Source organism: Enterobacter sp. PL1 (genome assembly GCF_945957325.1).
Lineage (GTDB): Bacteria > Pseudomonadota > Gammaproteobacteria > Enterobacterales > Enterobacteriaceae > Enterobacter > Enterobacter roggenkampii.
The window spans coordinates 13945-29991 of the sequence record NZ_CAMFKT010000008.1 but is presented as its reverse complement, the minus strand read 5'-3'; the positions used below and the strand labels follow the sequence as shown (position 1 = coordinate 29991).

19 protein-coding genes are annotated in these 16047 nt (G+C 56.0%); 3 read left to right on the top strand and 16 right to left on the bottom strand.

Features of this window, described 5'->3' with window-relative positions; all coding sequences use genetic code 11:
- The first annotated feature begins 254 nt into the window (after positions 1–254).
- Positions 255–1805, top strand: coding sequence for a membrane-bound lytic murein transglycosylase MltF (gene mltF, locus N6P30_RS09245; RefSeq protein WP_021241875.1), 1551 nt, complete (start codon positions 255–257; stop codon positions 1803–1805).
- On the opposite strand, the gene tadA is transcribed toward mltF, so the two are convergent.
- From tadA to murQ, 4 genes are read right to left on the bottom strand one after another with little or no spacing between them, the layout of a single operon-like run.
- Positions 1693–2232 (bottom strand): tRNA adenosine(34) deaminase TadA, encoded by a 540-nt coding sequence (gene tadA / locus N6P30_RS09240; RefSeq protein ID WP_008502172.1) that lies wholly within the window; start codon positions 2230–2232, stop codon positions 1693–1695. The two genes, mltF and tadA, sit on opposite strands and share 113 nt — an antisense overlap.
- A 24-nt stretch (positions 2233–2256) precedes the next feature.
- Positions 2257–2892, bottom strand: coding sequence for a phosphatidylglycerophosphatase C (gene yfhb / locus N6P30_RS09235; protein WP_023294328.1), 636 nt, complete (start codon positions 2890–2892; stop codon positions 2257–2259).
- Between the two features lie 3 nt (positions 2893–2895).
- A complete protein-coding gene (locus N6P30_RS09230) occupies positions 2896–4257 on the bottom strand; it encodes a PTS transporter subunit EIIC (protein ID WP_260629940.1) in 1362 nt (453 codons plus the stop codon).
- An 11-nt stretch (positions 4258–4268) separates the two neighbouring features.
- The gene (gene murQ, locus N6P30_RS09225) at positions 4269–5162 is read right to left on the bottom strand and encodes an N-acetylmuramic acid 6-phosphate etherase (RefSeq protein WP_008502175.1); all 894 of its coding nucleotides are present in this window, start codon (positions 5160–5162) and stop codon (positions 4269–4271) included.
- Between the two features lie 117 nt (positions 5163–5279).
- Between murQ and N6P30_RS09220 the strand changes: the two genes are divergently transcribed.
- Together N6P30_RS09220 and N6P30_RS09215 are read left to right on the top strand one after the other, a co-directional pair.
- Positions 5280–6128 (top strand): MurR/RpiR family transcriptional regulator, encoded by an 849-nt coding sequence (locus tag N6P30_RS09220; RefSeq protein ID WP_023294330.1) that lies wholly within the window; start codon positions 5280–5282, stop codon positions 6126–6128.
- Between the two features lie 46 nt (positions 6129–6174).
- Positions 6175–6435, top strand: a complete 261-nt coding sequence (locus N6P30_RS09215) for a YfhL family 4Fe-4S dicluster ferredoxin (protein WP_008502177.1) — start codon at positions 6175–6177, stop codon at positions 6433–6435.
- On the opposite strand, the gene acpS is transcribed toward N6P30_RS09215, so the two are convergent.
- From acpS to rseD, 12 genes are all read right to left on the bottom strand, one after another.
- Complete coding sequence (gene acpS / locus N6P30_RS09210) at positions 6432–6812, bottom strand: holo-ACP synthase (protein WP_023294331.1); 381 nt, start codon at positions 6810–6812, stop codon at positions 6432–6434. The genes N6P30_RS09215 and acpS overlap by 4 nt on opposite strands.
- Positions 6812–7543, bottom strand: a complete 732-nt coding sequence (gene pdxJ, locus N6P30_RS09205) for a pyridoxine 5'-phosphate synthase (RefSeq protein WP_008502179.1) — start codon at positions 7541–7543, stop codon at positions 6812–6814. The genes acpS and pdxJ overlap by 1 nt, the downstream gene beginning before the upstream one ends.
- A gap of 33 nt (positions 7544–7576) precedes the next feature.
- On the bottom strand, positions 7577–8284 hold the full coding sequence (gene recO, locus N6P30_RS09200) for a DNA repair protein RecO (RefSeq protein ID WP_008502180.1): 708 nt from the start codon (positions 8282–8284) through the stop codon (positions 7577–7579).
- Between the two features lie 17 nt (positions 8285–8301).
- Positions 8302–9207: a GTPase Era gene (gene era, locus N6P30_RS09195; protein ID WP_008502181.1), complete on the bottom strand. Its 906-nt coding sequence runs from the start codon at positions 9205–9207 to the stop codon at positions 8302–8304.
- Entirely contained in the window at positions 9204–9884 is a 681-nt protein-coding gene (gene rnc / locus N6P30_RS09190) for a ribonuclease III (RefSeq protein ID WP_003860711.1), read from the bottom strand. The genes era and rnc overlap by 4 nt, the downstream gene beginning before the upstream one ends.
- Positions 9885–10106: 222 nt before the next feature.
- Positions 10107–11081, bottom strand: a complete 975-nt coding sequence (gene lepB / locus N6P30_RS09185; RefSeq protein WP_008502182.1) for a signal peptidase I — start codon at positions 11079–11081, stop codon at positions 10107–10109.
- Between the two features lie 15 nt (positions 11082–11096).
- Entirely contained in the window at positions 11097–12896 is a 1800-nt protein-coding gene (gene lepA / locus N6P30_RS09180) for a translation elongation factor 4 (protein ID WP_008502183.1), read from the bottom strand.
- Positions 12897–13080: 184 nt separating this feature from the next.
- On the bottom strand, positions 13081–13557 hold the full coding sequence (gene rseC, locus N6P30_RS09175) for a SoxR-reducing system protein RseC (RefSeq protein WP_008502184.1): 477 nt from the start codon (positions 13555–13557) through the stop codon (positions 13081–13083).
- Positions 13554–14507 carry a sigma-E factor regulatory protein RseB gene (gene rseB, locus N6P30_RS09170; RefSeq protein WP_008502185.1) on the bottom strand — a complete coding sequence of 318 codons (954 nt, stop codon included), beginning with the start codon at positions 14505–14507 and terminating at the stop codon, positions 13554–13556. The genes rseC and rseB overlap by 4 nt, the downstream gene beginning before the upstream one ends.
- Positions 14507–15157, bottom strand: coding sequence for an anti-sigma-E factor RseA (gene rseA / locus N6P30_RS09165; RefSeq protein WP_008502186.1), 651 nt, complete (start codon positions 15155–15157; stop codon positions 14507–14509). Before rseA ends, rseB begins: the two co-directional genes overlap by 1 nt.
- 31 nt (positions 15158–15188) lie before the next feature.
- Positions 15189–15764 carry an RNA polymerase sigma factor RpoE gene (gene rpoE / locus N6P30_RS09160; protein ID WP_006176728.1) on the bottom strand — a complete coding sequence of 192 codons (576 nt, stop codon included), beginning with the start codon at positions 15762–15764 and terminating at the stop codon, positions 15189–15191.
- Positions 15761–15844 carry a rpoE leader peptide RseD gene (gene rseD / locus N6P30_RS24660; RefSeq protein ID WP_223605340.1) on the bottom strand — a complete coding sequence of 28 codons (84 nt, stop codon included), beginning with the start codon at positions 15842–15844 and terminating at the stop codon, positions 15761–15763. The genes rpoE and rseD overlap by 4 nt, the downstream gene beginning before the upstream one ends.
- Positions 15845–16047: the final 203 nt, after the last annotated feature.

The following is a 16047-nucleotide window of genomic DNA, read 5'->3' as shown; positions in this document are numbered from 1 at the left end:
TCGAAGCGCCGGGGCGCTTACAGTGTGCGCAAGGGGGGAAAACGGGCGTCATTATAGAGAATCCTGAGCGCCGACGAAACCGTTTGCGTCGAAATAAAATTGACGAAGAGATTTAACAATAGATGTGACCTGTCTCTCTAATTGGTTGCCAAGTGGCGCAAGTTTACGCAAAATGCCGCTCATTCAATGGCAAACCTTATTGTTAACATGGCTACAGCAGACTGAGGCAACCGGCGTCGCAGAGAATTAACTAATTGAAAAAATTAAAGATTAATTATCTGCTCATCGGCATTGTAACGTTGCTGCTGGCAGTGGCCCTCTGGCCTTCCATCCCCTGGATCGGCAAAGCCGAAAACCGTATCGCCGCCATTCAGGAGCGGGGGGAATTGCGCGTCAGTACCCTCAACTCTCCGCTGATTTACAGCGACATCAACGGCAAAATCATTGGATTGGATTATGAACTGGCACAGCAGTTCGCCGATTACCTTGGCGTGAAGCTAAAAATCACCGTCCGCCAGAATATCAACCAGCTGTTTGACGACCTCGATAACGACGATGCCGATATGCTGGCCGCCGGGCTGGTGTATAACAGCGAGCGCAGCAAAAACTACCAGCCAGGCCCGACCTACTACTCCGTTTCGCAGCAGCTGGTTTACCGCGTCGGGAGCCTGCGCCCGCGCTCGCTGGCCTCGATTAACGATCGGCAGCTGACGATTGCCCCCGGTCACGTGGTGATTGACGATCTGCGTGAGCTCAAGGAGAAGAAATATCCGGACCTGAGCTGGACGGTGGATGCGAAACTCGGCACGACGGAGCTGCTGGAGCAGGTAAAAGATCAGAAAGTCCCCTACACCATCGCCGATTCGGTCGCGATCAGCCTGTTCCAGCGGGTGCATCCAGAAATCGCCGTGGCGCTGGACGTCACCGACGAGCAGCCTGTGACCTGGTTTACTCAGCTCGATGACGATCAGACCCTCTCTGCCGCGATGCTCGATTTCTTCAACACCATGAATGAAGACGGTACGCTGGCGCGCCTGGAGGAGAAGTACCTCGGGCATGGTGATGACTTTGACTACGTTGACACCCGCAGCTTCCTGCGTGCGGTAGACAGCGTCCTGCCGGACCTGCAGCCGCTGTTCGAAAAATACGCCCAGGAAATTGACTGGAAACTGCTGGCGGCTATTTCTTATCAGGAATCCCACTGGGATACCCAGGCCACGTCTCCGACTGGCGTACGTGGTTTGATGATGTTAACCAAAAATACCGCGCTGAGCCTGGGCGTCAATGACCGTACCGATGCGGAACAGAGCATCAGCGGCGGCGCGCGCTACCTGCAGGATATGATGGCAAAAGTCCCGGAAACGGTGCCGGAAGAGGAGCGGATCTGGTTCGCGCTGGCGGCCTACAATATGGGCTATGCGCATATGCTGGATGCGCGAGCGCTGACGGCCAAAACGAAAGGCAACCCGGACAGCTGGTCAGACGTAAAGCAGCGCCTGCCGCTGCTGAGCCAGAAGCCATGGTATAACAAGCTGACGTACGGCTACGCGCGCGGGCATGAAGCCTACGCCTACGTGGAAAATATCCGTAAATATCAGATCAGCCTGGTCGGGTATCTGCTGGAGAAAGAGAAAGAGGCGACAGAGGCCAAACGGCTGGCCCAAAGCTACCCTGTCGTGGCGCCGGACGAGCTTAACCGTCCGTCGGCTTCAATTCTGCCTTTTGCTGCTTTTTCTGCTGACGGCGCATTCGAAAGAAATCGCTTAATAGCCCCGAACACTCTGGTGCAAGCACCCCGCCGATAGTCTTTACCTGGTGGTTCATCCCCGGGTGACCCAGCACGTCCATCAGGGAACCGGCCGCGCCGGTTTTTTCATCCCGCGCACCGAAGACCAGAGTCCCGATCCGGCTGTGCACCATCGCCCCGGAGCACATTACGCACGGCTCCAGCGTCACATACAGCGTGGTATCAAGCAGGCGATAGTTTTGCAGCACCAGACCGCCCTGACGAAGCGCCATGATTTCGGCGTGCGCCGTCGGATCGTGGCGGCCAATGGGACGGTTCCACCCTTCACCAATCACCTGGTTATTGTGGACCAGCACGGCGCCCACGGGCACTTCGCCCTCGTCCCAGGCACGCTGAGCGAGCGTTAGCGCGTGGCGCATCCAGTATTCATGCGAGAATTCAGGGTTGGACAACGGTTGATACTCCAGTCGAAAAGCGGGCGGCATTATACACACCCCTTATGGATAAGACTATTCGAGTTGCTGAAGTTCACCTGATGGCGTGACGCGCCAGCGGTGCTGGCAAAAATAGAGCAGCGGGTTGTCCTGCTTGCTGTCGCTGTAGCCGCTGTACAGGCGCAGTGGCGTGCCGATACGTTTTTCCAGCTGGACCACTTTTTCATGCCCCAGGCAGCGCATCGTCAGCACCCAACCGCCGTAGCCGCGGGCAATTTGCGTGGCGATAAGATTCACGCGCGGTAGCCAGGGGGTATCAAAGTAGACCTGCTCCACCAGCGTCTGCGGGGAGCCGGTAATCAGCCAGATGTCGGCATCGTTCGCGTCGAGATAGCCGTTCAGGCGCGCCTGCACCACCGGGAATGCGGCAACGTGGCCGCGGAACCACTGCGCAAAATCCTGCTCGAGTTGTTTGAGGCGCGCTTCGCTGTGCCCAAACGTACATCCCCACAGCAGCAGGCTCATCGGCCATCGCGCCGCACGGCCTTTCACCAGCAGCGCGATCCCGATAACCGGTAAGAGCGGTAGCACGAGCAGCGCATTCAGAGGCTGACGCCGCAGCAGGTAACGCATAAACGTACCAAACATATCCTGCTGATGCAGCGTGCCATCCAGGTCGAAAAAGACAACGCGACGCCCGTGATTTGCCAAACCTTACTCCTCTGGGTCGTTGAAACCTAATAGCCAGGTAAACAGGAACCCGGCGATCACAGCTACTAAATAGCCTAACAGATAGAGCACCACTTTTCCGGTCACGATGGTTAATGCCAGCGGTAACCCCGAGAGACCAAAGGTGATGACGGTGGCAACTTTCCAGTAGCTGATCAGCGCCCCGCCTACCGCGCCGCCCAGACAGGCCGCGAGGAACGGTTTACCCAGCGGCAGCGTAACACCGAAAATCAGCGGCTCGCCAATGCCGAGCAGTCCGACCGGGAGTGCGCCTTTAATCATTTTTTTCAGACGCGCGTTGCGGGTTTTCATCAGTACCGCAATTGCCGCGCCGACCTGCCCTACACCCGCCATCGACAGGATAGGCAGCAGCGCGTTATAGCCGTGCGCATGCACCAGCTCGACGTGGATTGGAACCAGCCCCTGATGCAGGCCGGTCAGCACCAGCGGCAGAAAAGTACCCGACAGCACCGCGCCCACTAACAGGCCGCCGCGGTCAATCGCCAGCGACGCACCGTGGGCAATCGCCTCAGAGATCCACCCGCCTAACGGCTGGAGGGCCACAATCGCTACGCTACCGGTAATCAGCGTGGTCAGCAGCGGGTAGAGGATAAGCTCGATGGAGCCTGGCAGAACCGCGCGCAGCCGTTTCTCGATCCAGCACATCAGGATGACCACCAGCAGCACCGCGATCACCCCGCCGCGGCCCGGCTGAAGCGCCTCACCAAACAGCGTAATCTGCGCCAGCTGCGGGCTGGACAAGATGCCCGCCATCACCCCGCCCATCGCCAGCGATCCGCCAAACACCTTCGCGGTATTCACCCCGACCAGAATGTTCATGATGGCGAACACCGCGCTGCCGAAGATCCCGAGAATCCCCAGCAGGTTTGGATACTGCGTGGCGAAATCCCCCACAATATCCGGCCGCTTGAGGATATTGATGATCCCGGTGATCAGGCCTGAGGCAATAAACGCCGGGATCAGCGGAATAAAGACGTTTGCCAGCTGTCGCAGCGCGTCGCTCATCGGGGCTTTGTATTTCGCCTTTGCCTGGGCTTTGGTGCGCTCAGCATCGTCAATCGATACGCTCGCACTCACGCCCATCAGCGCGCGCATGGCATCGACAACCTGCGCCGCTTTCCCTGGGCCGACGATCAGCTGGTGCTGCTGCCCCTGTTTCACGTAGCCGCTGACGCCGGAAAGCTGCTTCAGACGCGGCACGTCAAGCTGGTCGTCGTCATGCACCTCGACGCGCACGCGCGTCATGCAGTTTTCGAGACGCTGAATATTTTGTTCCCCACCAATCCCCTGCAGGATACCGCTGGCGAGCGCTGCTGTTTTGTCCATACACGCCTCTGTTAGTGTTCTAATGCCGCCCGTAAGAAACCGTTATGCGCATCGAGTTTGGCTCTTGCGGCCGCCGCATCCAGCCCGCTTAAGATCATCAAAATGGCCGGTTTAACATCGTGATCGGTCTGTTTGAGTACCGCTTCCGCCTCTTCGCGGCCTGCGCCCGTCGCCTCCATCACCATGCGGCAGGCTCTGTCCACCAGCTTGACGTTGGTGGCCTGCATATCCACCATCAGGTTCTGATACACCTTGCCGAACTTCACCATCGCGCCGGTGGAGATCATATTGAGCACCAGCTTTTGCGCGGTCCCGGATTTCAGGCGCGTGGAGCCGGTGAGCGCTTCCGGCCCGACAACTGGCGAGATAGCAATTGTGGCCACCTGCGCAATCGGTGAGCCAGGGTTGCAGGAGATGGCGACCGTCGTGCAGCCGGTCTGGTTGGCGTATTCCAGCCCGCCAATCACGTACGGCGTACGCCCGGATGCCGCCAGCCCGACCACCAGATCCTTCGCGGTCAGATTAAGATCCTTCAGGTCATCCTCGCCCAGCTGTTTGTTGTCTTCCGCCCCTTCAACGGCTTTCAGCAGCGCACCGGGGCCACCGGCGATCAGCCCAACTACCAGACCATGCGGGACCCCAAAGGTTGGCGGACATTCTGACGCGTCCAGGACCCCTAAACGCCCGCTGGTCCCCGCCCCCATGTAAATAATGCGTCCACCGGCCTTGAGGGCTTCCGCAGCCGCATCGACCGCTTTCGCCACCTCGGGTAATGTCTCTTTCACTGCCTGCGCGACCAGCGTATCCTGTTGATTAAAGCGGTTAACCAGCTCCAGGGTGGAGAGCGCATCCAGATCCATGGTTTGCGGGTTACGTGTTTCAGAAACAAGTGAGCCAAGATTCATTTTTGTACCTCAAGAATTTTTAATTCATAATAATCACACTATAATGGAATATAAAATTCATTCAGGCGAGCAAAATCCGTATTTGCGCAGATAATCACATTTTCGCCAGGAGACCGTATGAACTGTTTAATTCGCATTCGCCAGCGCTACGCAGGCTTTGCCCAAAGCGACAAGAAGCTGGCGGATTTTCTGCTTTCTCAACCCGACCACGCGCGCCATCTCAGCTCGCAGCAGCTGGCGAGTGAAGCCGGGGTGAGCCAGTCCAGCGTGGTGAAATTTGCGCAGAAGATTGGCTTTAAGGGATTCCCCGCCCTCAAGCTGGCGATCAGTGAAGCGCTGGTCAGTAACCCTAACCCGCAGTCCATGCCGGTGCATAATCAGATCCGCGGAGACGATCCGATGCGGCTGGTCGGCGAAAAGTTGATCAAAGAGAACGTGGCGGCCATGCATGCGACGCTCGATGTAAATACGGAAGAGAAGCTGCTGGAGAGCGTGGCGATGCTGCGCGGCGCGCGGCGGATCGTTCTGACCGGCATCGGCGCGTCCGGACTTGTGGCGCGTAACTTTGGCTGGAAGCTGACAAAAATTGGCCTTAACGCCATCGTCGAGCAGGATATGCACGCCCTGCTGGCGACCGTACAGGCGATGGATCCTGACGATCTGCTGCTGGCGATCTCCTATTCCGGCGAGCGCCGTGAGATCAACATGGCCACCGACGAAGTCCTGCGCGTCGGCGGTAAAATTCTGGCGATCACCGGTTTTACGCCGAATGCCCTGCAGCAGCGGGCCACGCGCTGTTTATATACCATTGCCGAGGAACAGGCCACGCGCAGCGCGGCTATCTCGTCCACCAGCGCACAAATGATGCTGACGGACCTGCTGTTTATGGCGCTGGTGCAGCAGGATCTGGAGCGTGCGCCCGAGCGCATTCGCCACAGCGAAGAACTGGTAAAGAAACTGGTTTGACGCGTATAATGCCCGCCCAGTTTGTGTTGTTTCTGAGAATTTCCTGATGGCGCTGTTAATTACCAAAAAATGCATTAATTGCGATATGTGCGAGCCCGAATGCCCGAACCAGGCCATTTCGATGGGCGACAGCATTTATGAGATTAACAGCGACCGCTGCACCGAATGCATCGGCCACTATGAGACGCCGACCTGTCAGAAAGTGTGCCCGATCCCCAATACCATCCTGAAGGATCCGGCACACGTCGAGAGCGAAGAGCAGCTGTGGGATAAGTTTGTCCTGATGCACCACGCGGACAAACTTTAACTTTCGATGATCACCGTAGCGCTGGCATAGTGACGCTCATCCGCGATCGTCACGTGCATGTGATTCACGCCCAGCTTCTCGGCCAGCTTTTGCGCCTCGCCCCATAAGCGCAGGCTTGGCTTACCCAGCTCATCGTTAAACACTTCAAACTGGTTGAACGCCAGACCGTTACGAATGCCGGTCCCGAAGGCTTTGGCGGCCGCCTCTTTTACCGCAAAACGCTTCGCCAGAAAACGCACCGGCTGCTGATGCGCTTCCCAGATGGCCCATTCGTTATCGCTCAGCACGCGCCTTGCGAGGCGATCGCCGCTGCGGGCGATCACCGCTTCAATACGGGCTATTTCCACGATATCGGTGCCTAAGCCCAGAATGGCCATTACTGACGCGCTTCCAGCATCAGGCGTTTCATCTCGGCGACCGCCTCTTTCAGGCCGCTCATCACCGCGCGGCCAATGATCGCGTGACCGATGTTCAGCTCGTGCATTTCCGGGATGGCGGCAATGGCCTTCACGTTATGGTAGGTCAGGCCGTGACCGGCATTGACCTTCAGACCCAGGCTCGCCGCGTAGGTGGCCGCCTTAGCAATACGCTCCAGCTCTTTCGCCTGCTCGGCATCGTTTTTGGCATCGGCATAGCAGCCGGTGTGAATTTCGATATACGGCGCGCCCACGTCGGCTGCCGCTTTAATCTGGGTGAAGTCGGCGTCAATAAACAGCGAAACCAGGATACCGGCATCAGCCAGGCGCTTGCAGGCATCGCGCATTTTGTCGAGCTGGCCGGCCACGTCCAGACCGCCTTCGGTCGTGACTTCCTGGCGTTTTTCCGGCACCAGGCAGCAGAAGTGCGGCTGGGTCTCACAGGCAATCGCCAGCATCTCTTCGGTGACCGCCATCTCCAGATTCATACGGGTGTCCAGCGTCTGACGCAGAATGCGAACGTCGCGGTCAGTGATGTGGCGACGGTCTTCACGCAGGTGAACGGTAATGCCGTCGGCGCCAGCCTGTTCAGCGATAAACGCCGCCTGAACCGGATCGGGATACGCCGTGCCGCGCGCATTACGCAGCGTGGCGATATGATCGATGTTGACGCCTAACAGTAATTCAGCCATGACAATCCTCGGTTTTCTTTTCGATTCTGTGGTCTAACGTTTCGGCACAAACTGCCTGAATAATTCGCGGCTCTTTAAGGGCTTGCCGCCAAGATACGGCTTGAGGGCAATCCGGGTAAAGCGTTTTGCTGCGCGCAGGGTATCCTGATCGGGAAACTCTCGCTCATAAAGCGCCCGGAGCTGACGCCCGGTAAAGGTGCTGTTGTCGATCACGACGCTGGCAATGAAGCCTTTTTCTTCGCGGTAGCGGTAGGTCATGGTGTCTTCCACTTCGTCACCGCTGCCCGCACAGTGCAGAAAATCGACCCCGTACCCAAGATGGCCCAGCAGCGCCAGTTCAAAACGCCGCAGCGCAGGCTCGGGCGTGCCGGTTGCGCCAGCCAGCGCCTGGATACAGTGCAGATAATCAAAGAAAAGTTCAGAGAAGCGCGTCTCATGTTCAAGAACGCGTGAGATGAGTTCATTGACATACAGGCCGCTGTAGAGCGTGATGCCCGAGAGAGGAAGCGCCAGGGAGACGGCTTCGGCGCTGCGCAGGGTTTTAACTTCCCCTCGTCCACCAAAGCGGACCAGCAGTGGCGTGAAAGGCTGTAGGGCACCTTTCAGATTAGAACGTTTGGAACGTGCGCCTTTTGCAACAAGGCGCACGCGGCCAGACTCTTCCGTGAAGACGTCCAGCATCAGGCTGGTTTCGCTCCAGGGACGACTATGCAGGACAAAGGCGCGCTGCCATCCATCCATATGCTCGTCGTCTTGAGTTACTGGTCTTCGCCGTAACCGAGGCTGCGCAGAGCACGCTCATCATCGGCCCAGCCAGATTTCACTTTCACCCACAGTTCGAGGTGAACCGGCGCTTCGAACATCTCCTGCATGTCCTTTCGGGCTTCGATGCCGATGGTTTTGATCTTGGCGCCTTTATTGCCGATCACCATCTTCTTCTGCCCTTCACGCTCAACGAGGATCAGGCCGTTGATGTCGTAGCCGCCACGCTCGTTGCTCTGGAAACGCTCGATCTCCACCGTCACAGAGTACGGCAGTTCAGCGCCAAGGAAACGCATCAGCTTTTCACGGATGATTTCAGACGCCATAAAGCGCTGAGAGCGATCGGTGATGTACTCTTCCGGGAAGTGATGAATCGCTTCCGGCAGATGTTTGCGCACGATGCCCGCGATAGTATCCACGTTCAGACCCGTCTCCGCAGACAGCGGAACGATGTCGAGGAAGTTCATCTGGCTACCGAGCCACTGCAGATGCGGCAGCAGATCGGCTTTTTCCTGCACGTTGTCCACTTTGTTGACGGCGAGGATGACCGGCGTTTTGCCGTCACGCAGCTTGTTCAGCACCATCTCGTCGTCCGGCGTCCAGCGGGTGCCTTCCACAACGAAAATCACCAGCTCCACGTCGCCAATCGAGCTGCTCGCCGCCTTGTTCATCAGACGGTTGATGGCACGCTTCTCTTCCATGTGCAGGCCCGGTGTATCGACGTAGATCGCCTGATACGCGCCTTCAGTATGGATACCGACAATGCGGTGACGCGTGGTCTGCGCCTTACGCGAGGTGATAGAAATCTTCTGCCCAAGCAGATTATTCAGCAGAGTAGATTTGCCGACGTTCGGACGTCCGACGATGGCAATAAATCCGCAATAGGTCTTTTCTTCGCTCATTCCAGCTCCAGCATTTTTAACGCCTGTTCGGCGGCAGCCTGTTCAGCCTTACGACGGCTTGAACCTGTGCCCACCACCGGTTCACTCAGGCCACTGACCTGGCAATGGATGGTAAATTCCTGATCGTGCGCTTCGCCACGAACCTGCACCACCAGATAAGATGGCAGCGGCAGATGACGGCCCTGCAAATATTCCTGCAGACGCGTTTTGGGATCTTTTTGTTTATCGCCCGGGCTGATTTCGTCCAGACGGGTCTGATACCAGTTCAGGATCAGCTTTTCGACGGTCTGGATATCGCTGTCCAGGAACACACCACCAATTAATGCTTCGACCGTATCGGCAAGAATAGATTCACGACGGAAGCCGCCGCTTTTCAGTTCACCCGGCCCAAGACGCAGACATTCGCCCAGCTCAAATTCGCGCGCGATTTCCGCAAGGGTATTACCCCGAACCAGCGTGGCACGCATGCGGCTCATATCACCTTCATCCACGCGCGGGAAACGATGATAAAGCGCATTCGCAATCACGAAACTTAAAATAGAGTCGCCTAAAAACTCGAGACGCTCATTATGTTTGCTGCTGGCACTGCGGTGGGTTAATGCCTGTTGCAACAACTCCTGATGATGAAAAGTGTAGCCCAGCTTCCGTTGAAGCCGATTAATTACGATGGGGTTCATGCGATACCAATAAATGAATGCGTCAAAAATGCAGCACACGAAACCGACCTGAGAAAACCAACGCGGTTTCGTGTGCCGTGGCACCCTTGCAGGGCCAACCTTAAACTTCGGGGGAATATTCTATACACAACGACAGGGGATGTCGTTAGTTCGAAGAGATTTATCGGTGAAATAATTCGTGTAGCCGCGTTAATTCGCGGCTACACGTTCATTTAGTGAGAATTAATGGATTCCGCCAATACGATTCAGGCGTACGCCGGTCGGCCATTCGCCTTCCTGCTTCTCAAAACTCATCCAGATTGCGGTCGCTTTACCCACCAGATTCGCTTCCGGCACAAAGCCCCAGTAACGGCTGTCCGCAGAATTATCGCGGTTGTCACCCATCATGAAGTAATGGCCTGGCGGTACAATCCAGCTTGCCAGCTGCTGGCCCGGCTGACGATAGTACATACCCACTTGATCCTGCGCGATTGGCACGGTGAGGATACGGTGCGTCACGTCACCCAGCGTCTCTTTGCGCTCAACCAGACGAATACCGTTATCTTTGGTTTCGCCTTTCGGTACCTGGAAGAATCCGCTACTCGCTTCGCCGCCGTTGTGACGGGCAAAGGTCTGCACAAAATCACTTGGCTCAACGTTCGAGTAAGTGATTGGCAGCGCGTTTTCACATGCAGTACCGGAGCTGCAGCCTGGCTGAACGGTGACTTCTTTCGCAACCGGATCGTAAGTCACTTTGTCACCCGGCAGACCTACCGCGCGCTTGATGTAGTCCAGGCGCGGATCTTCCGGATATTTGAACACCACGATGTCGCCACGTTTCGGATGACCGGTCTCGATCAGCGTTTTCTGGTAGATCGGATCTTTAATGCCGTAGGCAAACTTCTCTACCAGAATAAAATCACCAATCAGCAGCGTTGGCATCATTGAACCTGATGGGATCTGGAACGGTTCGTAAATAAACGAACGTACCACCAGCACAATCGCCAGCACCGGAAACACCGAGGCGCCCGTTTCCAGCCAGCCCGGTTTCGGACCGACTTTCTTCAGGGTTTTCGCGTCAATACCATCGCCAGTGGCTGCCTGTGCGGCAGCCTGACGTTCACGACGTTTTGGGGCGAAGATAAACTTATCCAGACACCACAGCAGACCTGTCACCAGGGTAGCAATGACCAGGATCAGGGCAAACATGTTCGCCATGCCAACTCCTTAGGGTTATTTGCCGTCTTTACCAACATGAAGGATGGCAAGGAATGCTTCCTGCGGCAGCTCGACGTTACCGACCTGCTTCATACGCTTCTTACCTTCTTTCTGCTTCTGTAGCAGCTTTTTCTTACGGCTGACGTCACCGCCATAGCACTTCGCCAGAACGTTTTTACGCAGCTGTTTCACGGTAGAACGCGCGATAATGTGGTTGCCAATGGCCGCCTGAATCGCGATATCGAACTGCTGACGCGGGATCAGATCTTTCATCTTCTCAACCAGCTCGCGGCCACGGTATGGCGCATTGTCGTTGTGGGTGATCAGCGCCAGCGCATCCACACGCTCGCCGTTGATCAGCACGTCCACACGCACCATGTTGGAGGCCTGGAAGCGTTTGAAGTTGTAATCCAGTGACGCATAGCCACGGGAGGTGGACTTCAGACGGTCGAAGAAGTCGAGTACCACTTCCGCCATCGGGATTTCGTAGGTCAGTGCGACCTGGTTACCGTGGTAAACCATATTGGTCTGCACGCCGCGCTTCTCAATACACAGCGTAATGACGTTACCGAGGAATTCCTGCGGCAGCAGCATGTGACATTCGGCAATAGGCTCACGCAGCTCGTGAATATTGTTCAGCGGCGGCAGCTTGGACGGGCTGTCGACGTAGATCACTTCTTTCGAGGTGGTTTCAACTTCATACACTACCGTCGGCGCGGTGGTGATGAGGTCCAGATCGTATTCACGCTCCAGACGTTCCTGAATGATCTCCATGTGCAGCAGGCCGAGGAAGCCGCAGCGGAAGCCGAAGCCCAGCGCCGTTGAGCTTTCTGGCTCGTAGAACAGGGAGGCATCGTTCAGGCTCAGCTTGCCAAGCGCATCACGGAAGTTTTCGTAGTCGTCAGAGCTGACCGGGAACAGGCCCGCGTAAACCTGCGGTTTCACCTTTTTAAAGCCTGGCAGCGCTTTTTCTGCCGGGTTACGCGCACCTGTCAGGGTATCGCCCACCGGCGCACCGAGGATGTCTTTGATGGCGCACACCAGCCAGCCTACCTCGCCGCATGTCAGCTCGGTACGGTCAACCTGTTTTGGCGTGAAGATACCCAGACGGTCGGCGTTATAGACCTGTCCGGTACTCATAACCTTGATTTTGTCGCCTTTGCGCATGGTGCCGTTTTTAATACGCACCAGGGAGACAACGCCCAGATAGTTATCGAACCAGGAGTCAATAATCAGCGCCTGCAGCGGGGCATCCGGATCGCCTTCCGGGGCCGGAATATCACGTACCAGACGTTCCAGAACGTCGGTCACGCCGACGCCGGTTTTCGCAGAGCAGCGCACGGCATCGGTCGCGTCAATACCGACAATATCTTCAATCTCTTCCGCGACGCGCTCAGGATCGGCGGCTGGCAGGTCAATCTTGTTCAGAACCGGCACAACTTCGAGATCCATTTCCATCGCGGTGTAGCAGTTTGCCAGGGTCTGGGCTTCTACGCCCTGCCCGGCATCGACTACCAGCAGCGCGCCTTCACAGGCCGCGAGCGAGCGTGAAACCTCATAGGAGAAGTCAACGTGGCCTGGGGTGTCGATAAAGTTCAGCTGATAGGTTTCGCCATCAGCCGCCTTGTAATCCAGCGTGACGCTCTGCGCCTTGATGGTGATGCCGCGTTCGCGTTCCAGGTCCATGGAGTCCAGAACCTGGGCTTCCATTTCACGATCAGACAGGCCACCGCAAATCTGGATAATACGGTCAGACAGCGTCGACTTACCGTGGTCAATGTGAGCAATGATCGAAAAGTTACGTATGTTCTTCATATAGTTAAATAATTATGCCTTACGAATTCCTGGAGGCCGCTGTTCTTAGCCTGACGTTTTTCAGTGCGAAAACGCAGCATTCTACACTACATCTCCGCTACCTGGAAATGGACTTAGCGCCAGGTATAGCGTGAAGAAAGGACGTTTTCTGTTTTAAGACGTAAAAATGACAAAGCCCGATGAATCACCGGGCCTCAGAAGAGAGCGTCTCAACGCGAAGCTGGTCTGGCGCCAGCCCAACGCTGAGAATGACAGGCTGCCACTCCTCGCGCGCGGCAAGCGTCGGGGAGAGGCCTTTGGCAAGCCAGAACCCCCCCAGACCACCTAATGCCGCACCGCACATGGCGGCACCGTCGGTGCCAAACAGCATCTGGAAAACGCCGCCCATGATAAACAGCCCGAGCAGCGGAGAGAGATAGACCAGCATAGCGGAACTGAGCAGGCTGCCTTCCGCGATGCCGAGTTCAACTTTCTGCCCGGCCATCAGCGGCTGTTCGCTCGGCACAGAAATCGTGTGCGAGGTTTGCGGCCCGAGTTTATTCAGCACGCGGCTGCCGCAACCGGCTCGGGATGCGCAGCTATTGCATGAGGCTTTTACATCGCAACTCACCAGCGCAATGCCGTTTTGCCACGAGACTACCGTCGCCCATTCTTTGATCATTGTGCGGCCCTGAATTTAATGCTGTCGGAGATGCGCTTCGCCGTTTGCGGAGGAAGTTCCCCCACAATGGTGATCTCTGCATTATCGCGTACCGTTGTGCTCACCGTACGGCGCCCGGTACGCAGAATTTGTTCAGTGCTGTTTGCCGTTGCGCGATTGATATTCACCGAGAAGCTGAACAAACCATCGGAATAGAGGCGTGATTCCACCGGCGTTTCAATCGTTGGCAGCTGGCGACGGCTGCTGGACACTTCGCTAAATCCTTGCGGGATCCAGGCAGGTACCCAGTTGAAATTAACGGAATCGCCTGCCGGAACGGAAAGCAGCGGCGGTAGGCTGGCCTTAGCCAGATTCTGCATGCTGTTGCCAACCTGGTTGTTCACGCTAAAGGAGATAACGCGGAACTGTTCCAGCGTTTCACCGTCACGGTCAAGCAGGTCTACACGCATGGGGAGTTTGGTTTCCGCGTCAATCCAGACAATATAGCTGTAGCGCGTTCCATCCCGGGCGACAACGCGGATCACCTCACACAGTCTGTCCGCAATACGTGTACGCCCTACCGAAATAAAATCGTAGTAAGGGGCAAGCCGTTTGAAGTCGGTGTAAATGAGTGACGGCAGAGAATCAACGATATAGTCGCCATTGAGCGTGAAAGGCTCCAGGCCGGGTTCGAAATAGCTGATTTCGTTACCACGCTGGACAACTTCCCGACGCGGGCCATCCATCTGTAAAAGCTGGGCGAGCGGCTGATTATCAAGACGGGCATGGCGATAGCGTAACGACTCGACGCCCTGCTTATTGATGCTGATAAATGCCAACTCGTAATTGAGTGACTGGCTGGCCAGATTCATTTGCTGCAACAACGCCCCGGATGATACATCAGCCGAGGCGTTGGCAGAGAAGAACAGGCTACCCGCCATCAGAGACATGGCGAACCAAAGTTGCTTCATTACTGCGATTGCGTTCCTAAAGTTTGGTTTCCGGGCACCTGCACAGCAGCTTGCTGTGTCTGCGCCTGCTCAAACTGAAGCTGTTCAGAGTGCAGACGACGCTGCAACTCGTAATCCTGCAACATCGCATTAATGCGACGGCGCTGCTCCTGAACCTGCTGTTGCTGGCCGCCGCTGGCGGAAGCATCAGCCGGTACGCCCAGGCTTACCGGGCTGGCTTTGCCCATCATCGGCAGTGTGTTAAACACTGGCGCTTCTGGCTGCTGATTAGTTTCAGACTGAGTATTATAGTGCTGGACGCCAACGATAACTGCAAGCGATACGCATGCAGCCACACCCATTTGGGTAAGCTGGCTGGCCCACGGACGCACCTTTTGCCAGAATGGCATTTTCTGCCACTGGTGAGGTGCGGGTTGAGCTTCAGGAATCAGCGGAGTGGTCTGATGAACAGGCTCATTCTCAATCGCCGCCATGACGCGGGCTGAGATATCGAAATGGAGAACCTCGCCGGTGTCACCGCGAAGGGTGTCACGGATGAGATGGTAACTCTCCCAGGTCTCTTGCATTTCGGGAGAATGAGACAGCTCGTTGAGCAGCTCACTATCCACCGTTTCACCATCCATTAAAGCGGAAAGTTTTTCTTTCTGCATGCCTAATACCTTTTCCAGTATCCCGCTATCGTCAACGCCTGATAAGCGGTTGAACTTTATTATCAATAGCTTCTCGCGCACGGAAAATTCGTGAACGTACCGTGCCGACCGGACAATCCATGATAGCGGCTATCTCTTCATAGCTCAGACCATCCAACTCCCGTAACGTAATTGCCATGCGTAAATCTTCCGGGAGCGACTCGATCGTGCGAAAAACGATTTGTCTCAGTTCTTCTGACAACATTAAGTTCTCAGGGTTCGAAATTTCTTTCAATGCGCCGCCACTTTCGAAGTTTTCGGCGTCGATTGCGTCCACATCACTAGAAGGCGGACGACGGCCCTGAGCGACCAGATAATTCTTTGCCGTATTGACCGCAATACGGTACAGCCAGGTATAAAAAGCACTATCTCCCCGGAACGAATCCAGCGCGCGATAGGCCTTAATAAAAGACTCTTGCACCACATCAGGCACATCGCCTGACGGTACATAGCGGGAAACCAGGCTCGCCACCTTATGCTGGTAGCGCACCACCAGTAAGTTAAAGGCTTTCTGATCTCCCTTCTGGACCCGTTCAACCAGGACCTGGTCCGTTAACTGCTCGCTCATCCGAGGTAATGTCTCCCCAAACCTAAATTCCACGCGTTATCGAAACGCCACTCTAAAAATACCGCACTTTGAGCAAGCACCGAATTAGAGTGTCTGATCTTCAATAAGTTCCGTAACGCCTTTGTTTTTGTTCATCGCGCCGCAGACTGTTCATTTTCTCTCATTATAAGTCTGTTCACGATACGCACCACTTTCTGACAAGAAACATCTTTTTCCCGCCAGAAGAGTAACGCAACCCAGTCTTTATTTCATCACAAAATCTGACGCTAACGATCTGCTTCGC